A 16,412-nucleotide genomic window follows, 5' to 3' on the forward strand; every position below is an offset into this window, starting at 1 on the left:
GGCAGGTCCTAGTGGACCTGCCTTTCGCCGTCCCAGAACTGTTTGCGCAGTTCGCGTTTGAGCACTTTGCCGGCGCCCGACTTGGGCAGCTCGTCGGTATACGAGTAGCTGCGCGGCACCTTGTAGTTGGCGATCAGCTCCTTGGCATGGTCGTGCAGGTCCTCGTCGGTGACCGTTGCGTTCGGCATCAGCACGATCACCGCGTGCACCCGCTCGCCCCACCGGTCGTCCGGGACGCCGATCACGGCGACCGCGGCCACCGCGGGATGCGATGCCAGGGCGTTCTCGACCTCGACCGAATACACGTTCTCGCCGCCGGTCACGATCATGTCCTTGATGCGGTCGACGATGAACACGTAGCCGTGTTCGTCCATCCGGCCGCCGTCGCCGGTGTGCATCCAGCCGTCGCGGACCGCCTCCGCGGTGGCCTCGGGCTGATTCCAGTAGCCGAGCATCACGTGGTCGCCGCGGACCACCACCTCGCCGACCTCGCCGCGGGGAAGCTCGGCGTCGTCCGGGCCCACGATCTTGACCTCGGAATGCGGGGCGGCCCGACCGGCCGAGGTGCGCAGCACCGGATCTTTGTGATCGTCAGGCAGCAGCAGTGTGGCGACCGGTGCGACCTCGGTCATGCCGTACGCCTGGATGAAGGACGCGTTCGGGAAGGTTCGCTGCGCGCGGTCGAGCACCGCCGACGAGATCGGCGACGCGCCGTAGGTGATGTGCTGCTGACAGGACAGGTCGTAGTTCGCCGTGGCTGGATCATCGACCAGCATCTGAATCATGGTGGGCACCAACAGTGCATCGGTCGTCTGATGCAGCGCGATGGCCTGTGCGACACCTTCCGGCGTGAAGAACGGAATGATCACGTGGGTCGTGCCCATCAGATTTCCGCCGACCCAGGACGCCATGTCGGCCAGATGGAACATCGGCGCGGCATGCAGCAGGCGGCCGCCGGGCGTGAGGAAGTGCCCGGTGGCCGAGCTGCCCAAGGCCGAGGTCAACAGGTTGCGGTGGCTGAGCATTACGCCCTTGGGGAATCCGGTCGTGCCGCCCGTGTAGAAGACACCCGCGAGCGCGTCATCGCCGGTCTCGGTGTCCGGGACCGGGTCGGCGTCGGCCACCAGCTTTTCGTAATCGAGGCAGCCGTCGGGCAGTTCGCCATCGCCGCAGAAGATGATCTCGCGGATGCCCGGAAAGCCGTCGCGGATCGCGGGAATCATCGGCGCGAACATGTCGTCGACGAACAGGATCTGGGTATCGGACTCGTCCAGCGAATAGACGATCTCCTTGGGACTCCAGCGGATGTTCACCGGCGTGACCGCCGCGCCGATCCACGGGACAGCATAGAAGTACTCGTGATAGCGATCGGAGTTGGCGGCCAGCATGCCCACCCGATCGCCGGCCTTGGCGCCCAGCGCGCGCAGGGCCCCGCCGAGTCTGGCCACCCGGTCGGCGGATTCGGTGAAAGTGCGGACCCGGTCGCCGAAGACGGTGGCCGGCGCATCCGGCTGCTGCTGCACGTTGCGGTGGAGTGATTGCGTGAGGTGCATGTCGCTGTAGTACCACCCTGACTGGGCGATCGTCCGGGAAATCGGACAGGTGTCAGCCTGTTCTCAGGTGTGCAAGGATCGCGGAGTGATTCGGATTGGCCTGACGGGCGGTATCGGTGCCGGCAAGTCGACGGTCGCTCGGGTGCTCACCGAGCGCGGCGCCTACCTCGTCGACTCGGACAAGATCGCTCGCGAGGTCGTTGCGCCCGGAACGCCGGGGCTGGAACGGATCGTCGAGGCGTTCGGTACCGGTGTCCTCGCCGACGACGGGTCGCTGGACCGGCCGGCGCTGGCCGCGATCGCGTTCGCCAACGAAGAGAATCGACTGACACTCAACGGCATCACCCATCCGCTGATCGGCGCCCGTACCACCGAGATGATCGGGGCCGCGCCCGCGGACGGGATTGTGCTGCAGGACATTCCGCTGCTAGTGGAAGGCGGGTTGGCGCCCCTGTTCCATCTGGTGATCATCGTCCACGCCGATGTCGAAGAGCGGGTCCGCCGCCTGACCGGTCAGCGCGGCATGGGCGAAGAGGATGCGCGGGCCCGGATCGCCGCCCAGGCGACCGAGGAGCAGCGGCGAGCGGTTGCTGACGTGTGGATCGACAACACCGGCGCCCCAGACGACCTGGAGCCGGTGGTCGGCGCGCTATGGGACGACCGGCTGGTCCCGTTCGAGGCGAATATCCGCAGCGGGACGATCGCACCGGCGGTCGCTGTCGACGAACCGTGGGGTCCGGACGCACAGCGGTTGGTCGCCCGGTTGTGGGCGGTCTGCGGCGGCCTGGCGGCGACGATCGAATGCACCTCAGCGGCAGATAGTTCGGTGCGAGTCGTCGTCCCCGACGCCGATAGCGCGCACAAACTGGCAGAACCCTTGCGGGAGGGCGGATTTCCCCAGGCGGCCGCGGGCTCGTACGGTTCGGCCGACCCGTTCCGGCCGGCCGCGATCACGATGGACGTCGCCGCGGGCTGACGAGACGACCGTTCAGCGCCGATCCGATCGATCCGAGGGATCGATCCAGGTCAGCGGCGCCTCGCAGGCGGCAAGCCAACTCATGACGTCGCCGTGGGTGGCCGCGCCCGCGAGTGTCTGGGTCGCGATCTCCACCGCACGCACGCAGGCGTCCATGTCGAGGTACCCGGCTCGATGAGCCTCAAAGAGCTCATCGACGTCGACGAGCTCCAGCGGCTGATCGGGACGATCCAGCAGGTCGAGATACCAGTCCTCGGTGTGCCAGACGCCGTTCTCCTCGGTGATCGCGGCGATGTCCAGGTAGTACCGCCAACCCTTGTCGTGGCCGGCGGTGAAGTGAAAGATGCTGGCGCGCAGCCCGAACGTCGGCAGCAGCCAGGACTGCAGATACCAGAACTCGGGATGGTCGGACGGCCGCGCCATATAGAGGCCGAAATCCGTCCTGCGGTATTCGTCGACCTGCCGCACGAACCCCTTGGGGTCGACGTTGGTCATCGCTGCGACGTCGAAGGTCTCGTGCTTCGGGGCGTGCAGGTCGGCCATTGCCGCAGCCTACCGGCGGGATGCAGCCGCACGGGGGATGAATGTCGTACCGGCCGCCTACCCTGGGGGCATGGCTTTTGCTGCGGAGATCTCAGACGAGGCGCACCCCGACCGGTCGCACCCCGAGGTGCTGGCGCATTCGGAGTTCCGTCCGATCGTGGAGATCGAGCGGACCGGCGGCCACTTCGAGGTGGTCTCCGAACACAAGCCTGCCGGAGATCAGCCGGAGGCCATCGCCGACCTGGAGCGCCGGATCACCGGCGGCGAGAAGGACGTCGTGCTGCTGGGCGCCACCGGTACCGGCAAGTCGGCGACCACGGCCTGGCTGATCGAGAAGCTGCAGCGGCCGACACTGGTGATGGCACCCAACAAGACGCTCGCCGCGCAGCTGGCCAATGAGCTGCGAGACATGTTGCCGAACAACGCCGTTGAGTACTTCGTCTCGTACTACGACTACTACCAGCCCGAGGCGTATATCGCGCAGACCGATACCTATATCGAGAAGGACAGCTCGATCAACGACGACGTCGAGCGGCTGCGGCACTCGGCCACGTCCAACCTGCTGTCACGCCGCGACGTCGTGGTGGTCGCGTCGGTGTCCTGCATCTATGGCCTGGGCACGCCGCAGTCGTACCTGGATCGGTCGGTGCAGCTGGACGTGGGGCAGGAGGTCGATCGCGACGCGCTGCTGCGGCTGCTCGTCGACGTGCAGTACAACCGCAACGACCACGCGTTCACTCGCGGCACCTTCCGGGTGCGCGGCGACACGGTCGAGATCATCCCGTCGTACGAAGAGCTGGCCGTGCGGATCGAGTTCTTCGGCGACGAGATCGAGGCGCTGTACTACCTGCACCCGCTCACCGGCGATGTGGTGCGCCAGGTCGAGAATCTGCGCATCTTCCCCGCCACCCACTACGTCGCGGGCCCGGAACGCATGGCCAAGGCGATCAGCGGGATCGAGGAGGAGCTCGAGCATCGGCTGGCCGAGTTCGAGAAGCAGGGGAAACTGCTGGAGGCGCAGCGACTTCGGATGCGCACCGACTATGACATCGAGATGATGAAGCAGGTCGGATTCTGCAGCGGTATCGAGAACTACTCGCGGCATATTGACGGCCGTGGCCCCGGCACGGCTCCCGCGACCCTGATCGACTATTTCCCGGAGGACTTCCTCCTGGTGATCGACGAGTCGCACGTGACGGTGCCGCAGATCGGTGCGATGTACGAGGGCGACATGTCGCGCAAGCGCAACCTGGTCGACTACGGGTTCCGGCTGCCGTCCGCGGTCGACAACCGGCCGCTGACGTGGGACGAGTTCGCCGACCGGATCGGTCAGACCGTGTACCTGTCGGCGACCCCGGGTCCGTACGAACTGGGCCGCACCGGAGGTGAATTCGTCGAGCAGGTCATCCGGCCGACCGGGCTCGTCGATCCCGAGGTGATCATCAAGCCCACCAAGGGCCAGATCGACGATCTGGTGCACGAGATCCGCGAGCGGGCAGACCGCGACGAACGAGTGCTGGTCACCACGCTCACCAAGAAGATGGCTGAGGATCTCACCGACTATCTGCTCGAGTTGGGTATCCGGGTGCGTTACCTGCATTCGGAGGTCGACACTCTACGTCGCGTCGAGTTGCTCAGGCAGCTGCGGCTGGGCGAGTACGACGTCTTGATAGGTATCAACCTGCTGCGTGAGGGGCTGGATCTGCCGGAGGTGTCGCTCGTCGCGATCCTCGATGCCGACAAGGAAGGCTTCCTACGCAGCACCACCAGCCTTATTCAGACGATCGGCCGCGCGGCACGAAATGTGTCCGGTCAGGTGCACATGTATGCGGACAAGATCACCGACTCGATGCGCTATGCGATCGACGAAACCGAACGCCGACGCGAAAAGCAGATCGCCTACAACAAGAAGATGGGCGTCGACCCGCAGCCGTTGCGCAAGAAGATCGCCGACATTCTGGATCAGGTCTACCAAGAGGCCGACGACACCGAGTCGATTCCGGTCGGCGGATCCGGGCGCAATGCCAGCCGCGGGCGCCGGTCACAGGGCGAGCTGAGCAAGACACCGAGCGCCGGGGTGATCGAGAAGCGCGACATATCGGCCATGCCGCGCGCCGAATTGGCCGATCTCATTGCCAGCCTCACCGATCAGATGATGAATGCGGCCCGCGAGCTGCAGTTCGAGCTGGCAGGGCGATTGCGGGACGAAATTGCAGATCTCAAGAAGGAACTGCGCGGTATGGATGCCGCAGGTATCAAATAGCCGCAAATGTGACGCGTGTGGCTATCCGCACGAATTACGGGCATTAGCGTTCGTTACCGACTAATGTCGCTGATCAGAACGCCCCCCAACCAGGAGGAAATGGTTAAACATGAGCGCCTACCAGACGATCGTCGTGGGTACGGACGGATCGGAGCCCTCGCTGAAGGCCGTTGATCGCGCCGCCGCCGTCGCCGGCGACTCGGCCAAGCTGATTATCGCCTGCGCGTACTTCCCGGAGGAGGACCGCAACGTCGCCTCGGCGTCCGACGCCCTCAAGGACGAGGCCTACCAGGTCCACGGCTCGGCACCCACCGACAGCATCCTGCGCACCGCTGCCGAGCGGGCCACTGCCGCCGGCGCCAAGAACATCGAGCGCCAGTCGGTCATCGGCGCCCCGGTCGACGCGCTGCTGAAGCTGGCCGTCGAATCCAGCGCCGATCTGCTGGTCATCGGTAACCGCGGCCTCAACTCGATCGCGGGACGCGTGCTCGGCTCGGTTCCGGCCGACGTGTCGCGCAAGTCGAAGAGCGACGTGCTGATCGTCCACACGTACAACTGACGTTTACCAGCCGAAAGGGCCGGACGGTGAGTACCGTCCGGCCCTTTCGCTGTATTCGGGTGCGCTGTATTCGGAGCTAGTCGAGGACCAGCACGTCCGGCAGCGGCTCGGCATGCACCACGACCAGGTCCTGGGTCGCACGGGTGAGGGCCACATACAGGTCGCTCAGGCCGCGGGCGGTCTGGCCCACGATCGCCGCGGGCTCCACGACGACGGTGCGATCGAACTCCAGGCCCTTGCATTCGCCGACGGTCAAGACGGATACCCGCTCGTCGTCCACCGTCAGCGTCCCCGCCATCGCATCCGGGACGATGATCGCGCAGATGCCGTCGTCGAGATCGGCCGTCGCCTCGGCGATCGCGGTCGCGGCGATCTCGTCGGTGTCCCAGACCTCGCGCCACACCGGCTTGCGTCCCGTCGACCGGATCGATTCCGGCGCAGGCAGATCGGGGTCGATGGCGGCTAGCACCGGCGCCGCTACGGCCATGATCTCCGCCGGGGTCCGGTAGTTGACGGTCAGATCGAACTGCCGCCAGCGCTTCGCCACATAGGGTTCAAGCACCGCATTCCACGACGTGGTTCCGGCCAGGTCGCCGGTCTGTGCGGTGTCGCCGATCACCGTCATCCATCGATTGGGGATGCGGCGCATGATCATTCGCCACGCCATCGGCGAGAGTTCTTGGGCCTCATCGATGACCACGTGCCCGAACGTCCAGGTGCGATCGTTGTAGGCGCGTTCGGCGGTGGTCATCGACGTGCGTCGAACCTGGCGCTGAGCGAGCTGCTCGGCGTCGATCAGGTCGTAGGCCATCAGGATCTCGGGATCGAGTTCGTCCTCCAGATCCTGTGGCGCCGAGCCGGTCAGGATGTCGAGCGCCTCCTGTGCCTCGGCGATCTTGCGGCGCCACTCCTGCTGCTGCCGCTCGTCGTCGTCATCGATGCCGATGATCTCGGCCAGTTCGTCCAGCAACGGCGCATCGCTCGCCGAGAACTCGGTCGCCGTATCCTCGGAACGGCTGCGCTGCAGTAGCTCTCGATCCCGTGCCGACCATTCGGGGGTAGCGGCGGCAATACGGTCGGGTGAGGCGAGCAGGTCGGCCAGCACCCGCTCCGGGGTGAGCAGCGGCCAGCAGCGATCGAGTTCCCGGACGATCGCCGGATCCTCGCGCATCTCGTTGCGGATCTCCGCGATGTCACTGCCGCTCAGCAGCTGCGAGCCATCGAGGGTCGATGTGCCGATCCGCGCGGCGTGCTGGGCCGCGAGTTCGTCGAAGGCGGCCCGCAGGAATACCGGGCGCGCGACGTTGTGGGTGCGCCTCGACGACCGGGCACGGCCGCGCGCCTTGCGGATCAGCTTGTTGTCGATGCGCAGGGGATGCCCGTCGAAGCGGACCTCGATCGGGTGGCCGGGCAGGATCTGCCGTTCGCGCACAGCCTGCTTCATCACCTCGACCATCCGCAGGTCGCCCTTCACCGCCGCGGTGGCGCGCGACTCGCGCCGAGCCGCGGTGACGCCGGGGTAGAGGTTGCCGATGGTCGACAGGAGCACGCCGCTTTCGCCGAGCGAGGGGAGCACCTGGCCGATGTAGTTGAGGAAGACCGAGTTGGGTCCGATGATCAGGACGCCGCTGCGCGACAACGTGTCCCGATATGTGTACAGCAGATAGGCGGCACGATGCAGCGCGACCGCGGTCTTGCCGGTGCCGGGCCCGCCCTGCACCACCATGACCCCGCGGTGCGGCGACCGGATGATCAGATCCTGCTCGCGCTGAATGGTTTCCACGATGTCCGACATCTGGCCGGTGCGCGCGGTGTTGAGCGCGTCGATCAGTGCCGACTCGTTGACGACATCGCCGTGCGCGGCGGTCGGCGAATCAGTGTCGGTGGCCGAGCTGCTGGCGAGCACCTCGCTGTTGACCGCGGTGACCTTGCGGTTGCGGGTGCGGATGTGGCGCCGGATGTGCACGTGCTCGCGCGATGCCGGCGTCGCCAGATAGAACGGGCGGGCCATCGGGGCGCGCCAGTCCAGCAGCAGCGTCGAATCCTGCTCGTCGTCGTCCAGCACGCCGATGCGTCCGATCCGCCGGACTTCGGTGGTGCCGTCTTCGTCCGCGTCCATGTCCAGCCGGCCGAAGTACAGGTTGTGCTCGGCGGCGTCGAGTTTCGTCAGATCCTCGGTGTACATGCGCTCGTACGACTCGCGCTCGGACAGCGCCTGCGGCGTGCCGTCGGTCTCCTTCAGCGAATCCGACAGCCGACGGTTGGTGTTGGCGCGCATCCGGTCGAGACGGGCGTAGAGCCGATCGAGGTGCTCCTGCTCGGGAGCGAGGAGATCGTTGTCTGCGGTCATTGGTCCTTCTGGATCCGTCCCCGCACGGAAATGCGGCAGGGGTGAAACGACGATCCAGTCTACTGACGTTCGCGGGGTCGCGGGTGGCGTGCGGACTGTCTCCTCGGGCACACCGCGAAATGCGGTCTTGACCGTAACGTAACAGTGTTATACAACGGGTGTATGGATCAGTGTTCGACTGCTCGGCGACCGGGCGCCGACCGGCGCGCAGCTCCCGAACGAACGCATGACCGGCCACGGACCGCCTGGGAGCAGATCGGCGGGCTCAGTGGCCTTATCCAGTCGTCGATCCCGTCGTTGTTGTTCGTGGCCGTGCAGTCGATTCTCGGGATCGCCGCCGCCGCGATGGCGGCGTTTGCGGTCGCCCTGCTGATCCTCATCGCGCGGCGGATGCGGCGACTGACGATCCGGCCCGCGATCGGTGGCGTCGTGGGTGTGCTCGTCTCGTCGGTTATCGCGTATCGGACCGGCGAGGCGCGAGACTACTTCCTGCCGGACATCTGGGGATACGCGATCTGCGCGGTGGCGCTGGCGGTATCGATCGTCGTGCGATGGCCGCTCGCCGGGGTCGTGTGGAGCTCGCTGAACGGTACGTCGATGCGCTGGCGTAGGGACCGGAAAGCGTTGAGCGGCTACAGCATTGCGACTGCGGTCGCCGTTGCTGTATTCATTCTTCGCGCCGCGACGCAGCTCTGGTTCTATCGGCACGACGAGGCCGGCGCGATGGCACTGGCGCGCGTCGTCGTCAACTATCCGCTGTGGGCGATCGTCGGCGGCGTCTGGGCCTGGTCGATCCGTCGCGCCGAGGGTCACACGTGAGCCCGCGCGCGCTCGATCCCGGCATCCGCAACGCGTTGACAGACGCGGCGATCAGGATTCTGGGGACCGAGGGTCGGGCCGCGCTGACCACCCGGCGTCTCGCTCGCGAGGCGGACACGTCCACGACGGCCGTCTACACCTACTTCGGGAGCATGGACGATGTTCATCGCCGGGTCCGCCGGGAGGCGATCAGCCGACTGCTCAGCGCTCTCGACTCCGTGGCCGCAACAGACGATCCGGTCGCCGACCTCGCGCGTGCGGCCGCGATCCAGGTCGAGCACGGCTGTGCGAATCCGGCGATGTATCGCCTGATGTTCGTCGATCAACCACCGGACGACGCCGACGATCCCGGCGCGCGCGTGTTCGCGCGATTGGGCGAATTGATCGCCCGCTGCATCGAGCACGAACGATTCCACCCCGACGAGCAGCATCGTCCGGCGATGTGGGCGGGTGAGGTGTGGACGATGGGCCATGGAGCGGTGATGCTGGCGCTGACCCGGGTGATTCCGGTCGATCAGGTAGCCGCGCTACATGCCGACATGTTCTTCCGGCTCTGCGTCGGGTTCGGCGACGACCGAGACCGCGCCCGCGAGTCGACCGACGCGGCGCAGGCGTGAATGGGCGATCACCAGCCGCGTTCGCGCCATTCCGGCAGGCTCGACCGCTCGGTGCCGAGCGTGGTGTCGTCGCCATGGCCCGGATAGATGGCCGTGTCATCGCCGTAGCGGTCGAACAGCTTGGTGCTGACGTCGTCGATCAGTGACGCGAAATCGTCCTCGTTCTGCGTCTTGCCGACGCCGCCCGGGAACAACGAGTCGCCGCTGAAGATGTGCGTGCGCGTTCCGTCGTCCAGGGCGAGGGCGATCGAACCCGGCGTATGACCTTTGAGGTGGATCGCGGTCAGCCGCAGGTCCCCGACGCTGACGGTCTCGCCGTCCTCGACCAGGTGATCGGAATCGACCGGGATGCCCTCGTCGTCGTAGCGACCGGCCCAGGTCGGGGCGCCGGTGGCGGCCTTGACGTCGGCGAGCGCGAACCAGTGGTCGGGATGCCGGTGTGTGGTGAAGATCAAGTCGGGCTTGGCGCCGGCGGCCGTGAGCAGCTCCTGCAGGCGGTCGGCCTCGTTGGCCGCGTCGATGAGCAGGGTGGCACCGGTCGCGGTGCAGGTGACCAGGTAGGCGTTGTTGTCCATCGGCCCGACCGACATCTTGATGACGGTGGCGACCGGAGTGGTGCGGCGTTGCGCGATCGACTGGTCTTCGATGTGGCCGGTGTAGTCGTCTGTTATCTCGAGTGCGCCCTGAGTCATGGTGGTCAGGGTAGTGCGGCGATCTTGTCGGTGGGGCGATCTAGCATTGGCCAGAAGGAACATCCACGTGGTTCATCACGTTTGTGGTTGGGCGCGGGATGCTGCCCATCTCCGTTCCACTCGACCTCGAGGACTGGTGAGTTTTGGCCGATCGCCTGATCGTGCGCGGTGCGCGGGAGCACAACCTGCGCGGCATCGACATCGACATTCCGCGTGACGCGCTGATCGTCTTCACCGGGTTGTCGGGCTCGGGCAAATCGAGCCTGGCGTTCGACACCATCTTCGCCGAGGGGCAGCGGCGCTACGTCGAGTCGCTGTCGGCCTACGCGCGGCAGTTCCTCGGGCAGATGGACAAGCCCGATGTCGACTTCATCGAGGGCCTGTCGCCGGCCGTCTCCATCGACCAGAAGTCGACCAACCGCAACCCGCGGTCGACGGTCGGCACCATCACGGAGGTCTACGACTACCTGCGCCTGCTGTACGCGCGGGCGGGCATCGCGCACTGCCCGACGTGTGGGGAGCGGATCGCGAAGCAGACTCCGCAGCAGATCGTCGACCGAGTCCTGGAGCTCGACGAGGGGCTGCGATTCCAGGTGCTGGCGCCGGTGGTGCGGACGCGCAAGGGCGAGTTCGTGGATCTGTTCGCGTCACTGCAGACGCAGGGCTATTCGCGCGCCCGGATCGACGGCATCGTGTACTCGCTCGCCGATCCGCCGAAGCTGAAGAAGCAGGAGAAGCACGACATCGAGGTCGTGGTCGACCGTTTGGCGGTCAAGGCGTCGTCCAAGCAGCGCCTGACCGATTCGGTGGAGACCGCCCTTGGTCTCGCGGATGGCGTCGTCGTGCTCGACTTCGTCGATCTCGACGAGAACGACCCGGTGCGCGAGCGCCGCTTCTCCGAGAAGATGGCCTGCCCCAACAATCATCCGATCGCCATCGATGACCTTGAGCCGCGGTCGTTTTCGTTCAACTCGCCGTACGGCGCCTGCCCCGAATGCGACGGCCTCGGCATCCGCAAGGAGATCGACGAAGAGCTGGTCGTGCCGGACCCGGAGATGACGCTGTCGGAGGGTGCGCTCGCGCCGTGGTCGGGCGGACCGAACTCCGACTACTTCGTCCGGCTGATGAGCGGCCTCGGCGACGAGATGGGGTTCGACGTCGACACCCCCTGGAAGCGGCTGCCCGCCAAGGCCAAGAAGGCGCTGCTGAACGGCAGCGAGCATCAGGTGCACGTCAAGTTCCGCAACCGGTACGGACGTACCAGATCGTATTACACCGAGTTCGAGGGTGTGATGCCGTACCTGCAGCGCAAGATGGACCAGACCGAGTCGGACTGGGTCAAGGAGAAGATCGAGGGCTACCTGCGGGATGTGCCGTGCCCGGTCTGTGACGGCGCCCGGCTACGCCCCGAGATTCTCGCGGTGACCCTGGATCATCCGTCGCTCGGCCCGAAGTCGATCTCCGAGGTGTGTGCGCTGTCGGTGGCCGAATGCGCCGAGTACCTCGACGGCCTGAGCCTGAGCTCGCGGCAGGCGGCCATCGCCGGCCGGGTTCTGAAGGAGGTGCAGGCGCGGATCCGGTTCCTGCTCGATGTCGGCCTCGAATATCTGACGCTGTCGCGCGCCGCGGGATCGCTGTCCGGCGGTGAGGCGCAACGTATTCGGCTCGCGACGCAGATCGGGTCGGGTCTGGCGGGTGTGCTGTACGTCCTCGACGAGCCGTCCATCGGCCTGCATCAGCGCGACAATCGTCGCCTCATCGACACGCTCAGCCGGCTCCGGGACATCGGCAACACGCTGATCGTCGTCGAGCATGACGAGGACACCATCCGTTCCGCTGACTGGATCGTCGACATCGGACCACGGGCGGGTGAGCACGGGGGACAGGTCGTGCACTCCGGCAGCTACAAGGAGCTGCTCGCGAATCCGGAATCCCTCACCGGCGCATATCTTTCCGGCCGGGAAGAACTGCCGGTGCCGCAGATCCGGCGGCCGGTCGACAAGAAGCGCCAGGTCACCGTCGTCGGCGCGAAGGAGCACAACCTGCGCGGGATCGACGTCAGCTTCCCGCTGGGCGTGCTGACAGCCGTTACCGGTGTGTCCGGATCGGGCAAGTCGACGCTGGTGAACGACATCCTCGCGACGGTGATGGCCAACAAGCTCAACGGCGCCCGGCAGGTCGCCGGCCGGCACACCCGGATCAACGGGCTCGATCAGCTCGACAAGCTGGTGCGGGTCGACCAGTCGCCGATCGGGCGGACCCCGCGATCGAACCCGGCCACCTACACCGGCGTGTTCGACAAGATCCGGACGCTGTTCGCCGCGACCACGGAGGCGAAAGTCCGTGGCTACCAACCGGGTCGGTTCTCGTTCAACGTCAAGGGCGGTCGGTGTGAGGCATGCACCGGCGAGGGAACGATCAAGATCGAGATGAACTTCCTGCCGGACGTCTACGTGCCGTGCGAGGTGTGCCATGGCGCGCGGTACAACCGCGAAACGCTCGAGGTGCACTACAAGGGCAAGACCATCTCCGAGGTGCTCGACATGCCGATCGAGGAGGCCGCCGAGTTCTTCGAGCCGGTCACCTCGATCCACCGGTACCTCAAGACGCTGGTTGAGGTCGGCCTCGGCTACGTGCGGCTGGGTCAGCCGGCGACGACGCTGTCGGGCGGCGAGGCGCAGCGCGTGAAGCTGGCGTCGGAGCTGCAGAAGCGGTCGACCGGCCGCACCGTGTACGTGCTGGACGAGCCGACGACCGGCCTGCACTTCGAGGACATCCGCAAGCTGCTCGGCGTCATCGACGGACTGGTCGACAAGGGCAACACGGTGATCGTCATCGAGCACAACCTGGACGTCATCAAGACTGCCGACTGGATCATCGACATGGGCCCCGAGGGCGGGTCGGGCGGCGGCACCGTCGTCGCCCAGGGCACGCCCGAGGATGTGTCGCAGGTGCCCGGCAGCTACACCGGCAAGTTCCTCGCCGAACTGCTCACACCGCGGGCCTCGACCAAGACGACGGTTCGTAAGAAGGCGGCGCCGCGGAAGAAAGTGGCCGCCAAAGCGGGCTGAGCCGCGTCGGGCCGCCGCGGCGTGAATCGGCAGATTTTAATCGCCGTTTAGAGCACGCAGATCGCAAACAGTGGCAAGCGAGCCTGCCGCGGATAGCGTCCGTGGAATGCTCGATTCGATCAAACGCGGCGCGGCATTCGTGGGTGCGGTGACGGTTCTTGCCGTGCCCGCGGCGCTGACCAGCGGTGTTGCGCATGCCGCGCCGACACCCATCGACGGCCTGTTCGGCGTCACGGCCGGTTCTTGTGGCGGAGGCAGCGCCACCGGTTCCTACTTCCGGATGATTCTGCCCGCCGGCAACACCAATGGGCCGTTCCTCGCCAACGGCGACTCGACCTGCTCCGACAAGACCATCACCCCGCTGTCGCCGGGCACCGGCGGCGGCCTGCGTAGCGGTTCCTATCAGCCGCAGCCGCAGAACAGCTGGGACGCCGGCGGCAACGCGACCACGGGGTCGGTGACCGCGCCGCTGCGCTTCTACGGTGTCGGCTTCGCGACGGCGACCAGCCATATCGATCCGCAGACCGGTCAGCAGACCGCGACGCCGCGGATCTTCAACGACGGAGGCACGCTCAGCGGCGATCTCAGCGCGTTCGGAGCGTTCTGGAACAAACAGGTCTTCAACCAGGGCGCGCCGAAACCCGGTGGGGCGTATTCGGGCAAGACGTCCCCGGTGCGTGGCACCTACAACTCGCAGACCGGTGACTACGTGCTCGAATGGACCAGCCAGATCGTCGGCGGGCCCTTCAACAACTTCACCGGACTCTGGCATCTGACCGGCAAGGTCGCCGGGGCCCCGGGTGCGACGGCGCCGGCGGCGGGTGGGGCGCCGGGCACGAATCCGGCTGCGGCACCGGGAAAGACGCCGGGTCAGCCGGCCGCGGGTGCGCCGGCGGTCGCGGCCCAGCAGCCGCAAGTCAGCAACAACATCACCGTCCGACCGGTGGCACAGAGTTCGGCGCTGTCGTCGCCGTGGCTCACCGGGGGAGTCGTGGCGCTGGTCGCGGTGGCCTCGGCGGTGCTCACCAATGCGGACCGGCTGTTCCGGCGGCGACGCTCGTGACCGTGGCGTCCGCGGCGGCGGATCGGCCCGTGCTCGACCTCGTCGACGCGACACCGATTGCCGCTCCGACGGATTCGACCGGACGACGGACGGTGACGGTCGTCATCCTGGCGGTGGTCGGCCTCGTGCTGATCATCACGCCATTCGCCACGTCGATGTTCGCCAAGGCGGCGTCGGCGAACCAGCTGATGACGAACTTCGCCCCGTTGCTCACCGACGCCAACCTCGCGAAGTACCGCGGCGATCTGGATCTGTTTGCGGCCGAGGCCAACACGTTGCGCACGGTATATCGGGACCACGATGTGGCGGTCGGGGACTATCCACGGATCGACGCGTTCCTCGCCGACGCGGGCGGGATCGACGATCGCAACCGGCGACTGCTCGACACGGTCGGCGGCGGAATGGCGGACTTCGACCGACTGCACAGGGTGACTGGGCTCGACCGACTGCCCCTGCTGCTGGTCGGCGCCGGACTGGCCACGCTCGTGGCCGCGGGGGCGGCGTGGAGCGGCGAACGGCGCACCGTGCGGCGGGCGATGGCAGCGACCGTCCTGGTCGGGGCCGTGGTGCTGGCGTATCCGTTCGTCAGTGGTCTGGCCGACACGGGCCGCAACGCCGACGCGCTGGTCAGCCGGTTCACGCCGGTGATGACCGAGCAGCAGGTGCGGGCCCTGCAACAGGATTTCGTGGTGCTGGTGGGTGCGGTTGGTGAGGTGGACGCGCAACTGCTGTCGACGCCGTTGGATCCGACCGAGCGAGCCGAGCTGACACGGGTGCGTGATGGTTGGCCGGCCGCGTCTGCGGACTTCGCCACGCTCACCGGGGCGATCAATGACAATCTTGCGAATTTCGCCCAACTACAAGCATTTTCGGAGCTGTCGCCGGTATCCGAATGGTCCGGGTTCCGAGCCGCGACACCGGCCATCGCGGTGGCGGGTGCGCTGCTGATCGCGCTCGCGGCCGCGTCCGTGTGGCCGGCGCGACGGCGATCGCTATCGGAAAGCACAACCGGTGGAACCCGATCGGCTTCACCCGAATCAGGAGATGATCGATGATCCGACGCCAGTGGTACGCCCGCGGGGCCGTGCTCGCCTTCGCGCTGCTGCTCACCGTGATCGCTGCCTGTTCGTCGAGCAACAACGACAGCAAGGTGCCCGATGGCAGCCTGGTCGGCTTGTTTCGCCTTGATCCGGGGACATTTTCCGACGGCAAACTGGCCGGCACCTGGTTCCGGATGCTGCAGCCCGGCGGTAAACCCGACAGTGGGCCGTACATGATCAACGCCGATTCGCCCGCCGACGGCGGCCTCGCGACTCTCCTGACACCCGGGCGTTCGGGTGGCCTGTGGAGCGGGTCGTATCAGTCGCAGCCGGTCCCGGCATTCGACGGGAACGGCGGCTCGCTGTCCAACGCGATCATCACGCCGACGAAGTTCTTCGCCGTCGACTTCGGTATCTCGACGAATCGGGTTGATCCGCAGACGAAGACGCTCCTGCCACCGCCGACGGTGACGCTGTCGGGCGGCAAATTGTCGGCCGATCTGTCGAGCTGGGCAGCATCGTGGAACCGGCAGGACTTCAACCAGGGCGCACCGAAACCGGTGAGCAGCACGGGCGCCCAGGCGCCGGGTCAGAACAGCGCCGGCAAGGCGTGGGACTACGTGGCCGGGAAGTGGCTGGATACGCCGGCCGCGCCGGTGTCGACGGGCGCGCGTGCTGCAGGCACCTTCGATGCGAAGACCCGCAGATTCGTCCTCGACTGGACGAGCCTGATCGTCGGCGGCCCCTTCAACGGCTTCACCGGAATATGGCATCTCACGGGCATTTTCGAGCGGCAGCAAGCCGGGCCGGGACAGTCCGGCTCGGCCGTGACCAGCGCGCGATAGCCGCCCCGAACAAGAAAGCAC

General features: G+C 66.7%; 13 protein-coding genes. 9 read left to right on the plus strand and 4 right to left on the minus strand.

Annotated features, from left to right (window positions below; all coding sequences use genetic code 11):
- Nucleotides 1-8: 8 nt before the first annotated feature.
- On the minus strand, nt 9-1,553 hold the full coding sequence (locus G341_RS0113960; RefSeq protein WP_018179771.1) for a long-chain-fatty-acid--CoA ligase: 1,545 nt from the start codon (nt 1,551-1,553) through the stop codon (nt 9-11).
- Nucleotides 1,554-1,638: 85 nt separating this feature from the next.
- Here G341_RS0113960 and coaE point away from each other — a divergent pair, with 85 nt between their 5' ends.
- Nucleotides 1,639-2,529 (plus strand): dephospho-CoA kinase, encoded by an 891-nt coding sequence (gene coaE, locus G341_RS0113965; protein WP_043451587.1) that lies wholly within the window; start codon nt 1,639-1,641, stop codon nt 2,527-2,529.
- Between the two features lie 12 nt (nt 2,530-2,541).
- On the opposite strand, the gene G341_RS0113970 is transcribed toward coaE, so the two are convergent.
- A complete protein-coding gene (locus G341_RS0113970; RefSeq protein ID WP_018179773.1) occupies nt 2,542-3,072 on the minus strand; it encodes a ribonuclease FAU-1 family protein in 531 nt (176 codons plus the stop codon).
- Between the two features lie 70 nt (nt 3,073-3,142).
- Between G341_RS0113970 and uvrB the strand changes: the two genes are divergently transcribed.
- Nucleotides 3,143-5,335, plus strand: coding sequence for an excinuclease ABC subunit UvrB (gene uvrB, locus G341_RS0113975; protein WP_018179774.1), 2,193 nt, complete (start codon nt 3,143-3,145; stop codon nt 5,333-5,335).
- 109 nt (nt 5,336-5,444) lie between these two features.
- On the plus strand, nt 5,445-5,894 hold the full coding sequence (locus tag G341_RS0113980; RefSeq protein WP_018179775.1) for a universal stress protein: 450 nt from the start codon (nt 5,445-5,447) through the stop codon (nt 5,892-5,894).
- A 76-nt stretch (nt 5,895-5,970) separates the two neighbouring features.
- Here G341_RS0113980 and G341_RS0113985 read toward each other — a convergent pair whose 3' ends face one another.
- Nucleotides 5,971-8,244: a HelD family protein gene (locus G341_RS0113985; protein ID WP_018179776.1), complete on the minus strand. Its 2,274-nt coding sequence runs from the start codon at nt 8,242-8,244 to the stop codon at nt 5,971-5,973.
- Nucleotides 8,245-8,406: 162 nt separating this feature from the next.
- Here G341_RS0113985 and G341_RS22105 point away from each other — a divergent pair, with 162 nt between their 5' ends.
- Complete coding sequence (locus G341_RS22105) at nt 8,407-9,063, plus strand: DUF3159 domain-containing protein (RefSeq protein ID WP_018179777.1); 657 nt, start codon at nt 8,407-8,409, stop codon at nt 9,061-9,063.
- Nucleotides 9,060-9,680 (plus strand): TetR/AcrR family transcriptional regulator, encoded by a 621-nt coding sequence (locus G341_RS23090; protein WP_018179778.1) that lies wholly within the window; start codon nt 9,060-9,062, stop codon nt 9,678-9,680. The genes G341_RS22105 and G341_RS23090 overlap by 4 nt, the downstream gene beginning before the upstream one ends.
- Before the next feature lie 8 nt (nt 9,681-9,688).
- On the opposite strand, the gene G341_RS0114000 is transcribed toward G341_RS23090, so the two are convergent.
- The gene (locus G341_RS0114000; protein WP_018179779.1) at nt 9,689-10,372 is read right to left on the minus strand and encodes an MBL fold metallo-hydrolase; all 684 of its coding nucleotides are present in this window, start codon (nt 10,370-10,372) and stop codon (nt 9,689-9,691) included.
- A 143-nt stretch (nt 10,373-10,515) separates the two neighbouring features.
- Here G341_RS0114000 and uvrA point away from each other — a divergent pair, with 143 nt between their 5' ends.
- The 4 genes from uvrA to G341_RS22115 all read left to right on the plus strand — a co-directional run bounded on the left by uvrA (nt 10,516) and on the right by G341_RS22115 (nt 16,391).
- Nucleotides 10,516-13,443, plus strand: a complete 2,928-nt coding sequence (gene uvrA, locus G341_RS0114005; RefSeq protein WP_018179780.1) for an excinuclease ABC subunit UvrA — start codon at nt 10,516-10,518, stop codon at nt 13,441-13,443.
- A gap of 106 nt (nt 13,444-13,549) precedes the next feature.
- Nucleotides 13,550-14,506, plus strand: coding sequence for a hypothetical protein (locus G341_RS0114010; RefSeq protein WP_018179781.1), 957 nt, complete (start codon nt 13,550-13,552; stop codon nt 14,504-14,506).
- Nucleotides 14,503-15,561 carry a hypothetical protein gene (locus tag G341_RS0114015; RefSeq protein ID WP_018179782.1) on the plus strand — a complete coding sequence of 353 codons (1,059 nt, stop codon included), beginning with the start codon at nt 14,503-14,505 and terminating at the stop codon, nt 15,559-15,561. The genes G341_RS0114010 and G341_RS0114015 overlap by 4 nt, the downstream gene beginning before the upstream one ends.
- On the plus strand, nt 15,558-16,391 hold the full coding sequence (locus tag G341_RS22115; protein WP_051092800.1) for a hypothetical protein: 834 nt from the start codon (nt 15,558-15,560) through the stop codon (nt 16,389-16,391). The genes G341_RS0114015 and G341_RS22115 overlap by 4 nt, the downstream gene beginning before the upstream one ends.
- The last annotated feature ends 21 nt before the right edge of the window (nt 16,392-16,412 follow it).

Origin of the sequence: Jongsikchunia kroppenstedtii DSM 45133, assembly GCF_000380485.1 — a bacterium.
Classification (GTDB): Bacteria; Actinomycetota; Actinomycetes; order Mycobacteriales; family Mycobacteriaceae; genus Jongsikchunia; species Jongsikchunia kroppenstedtii.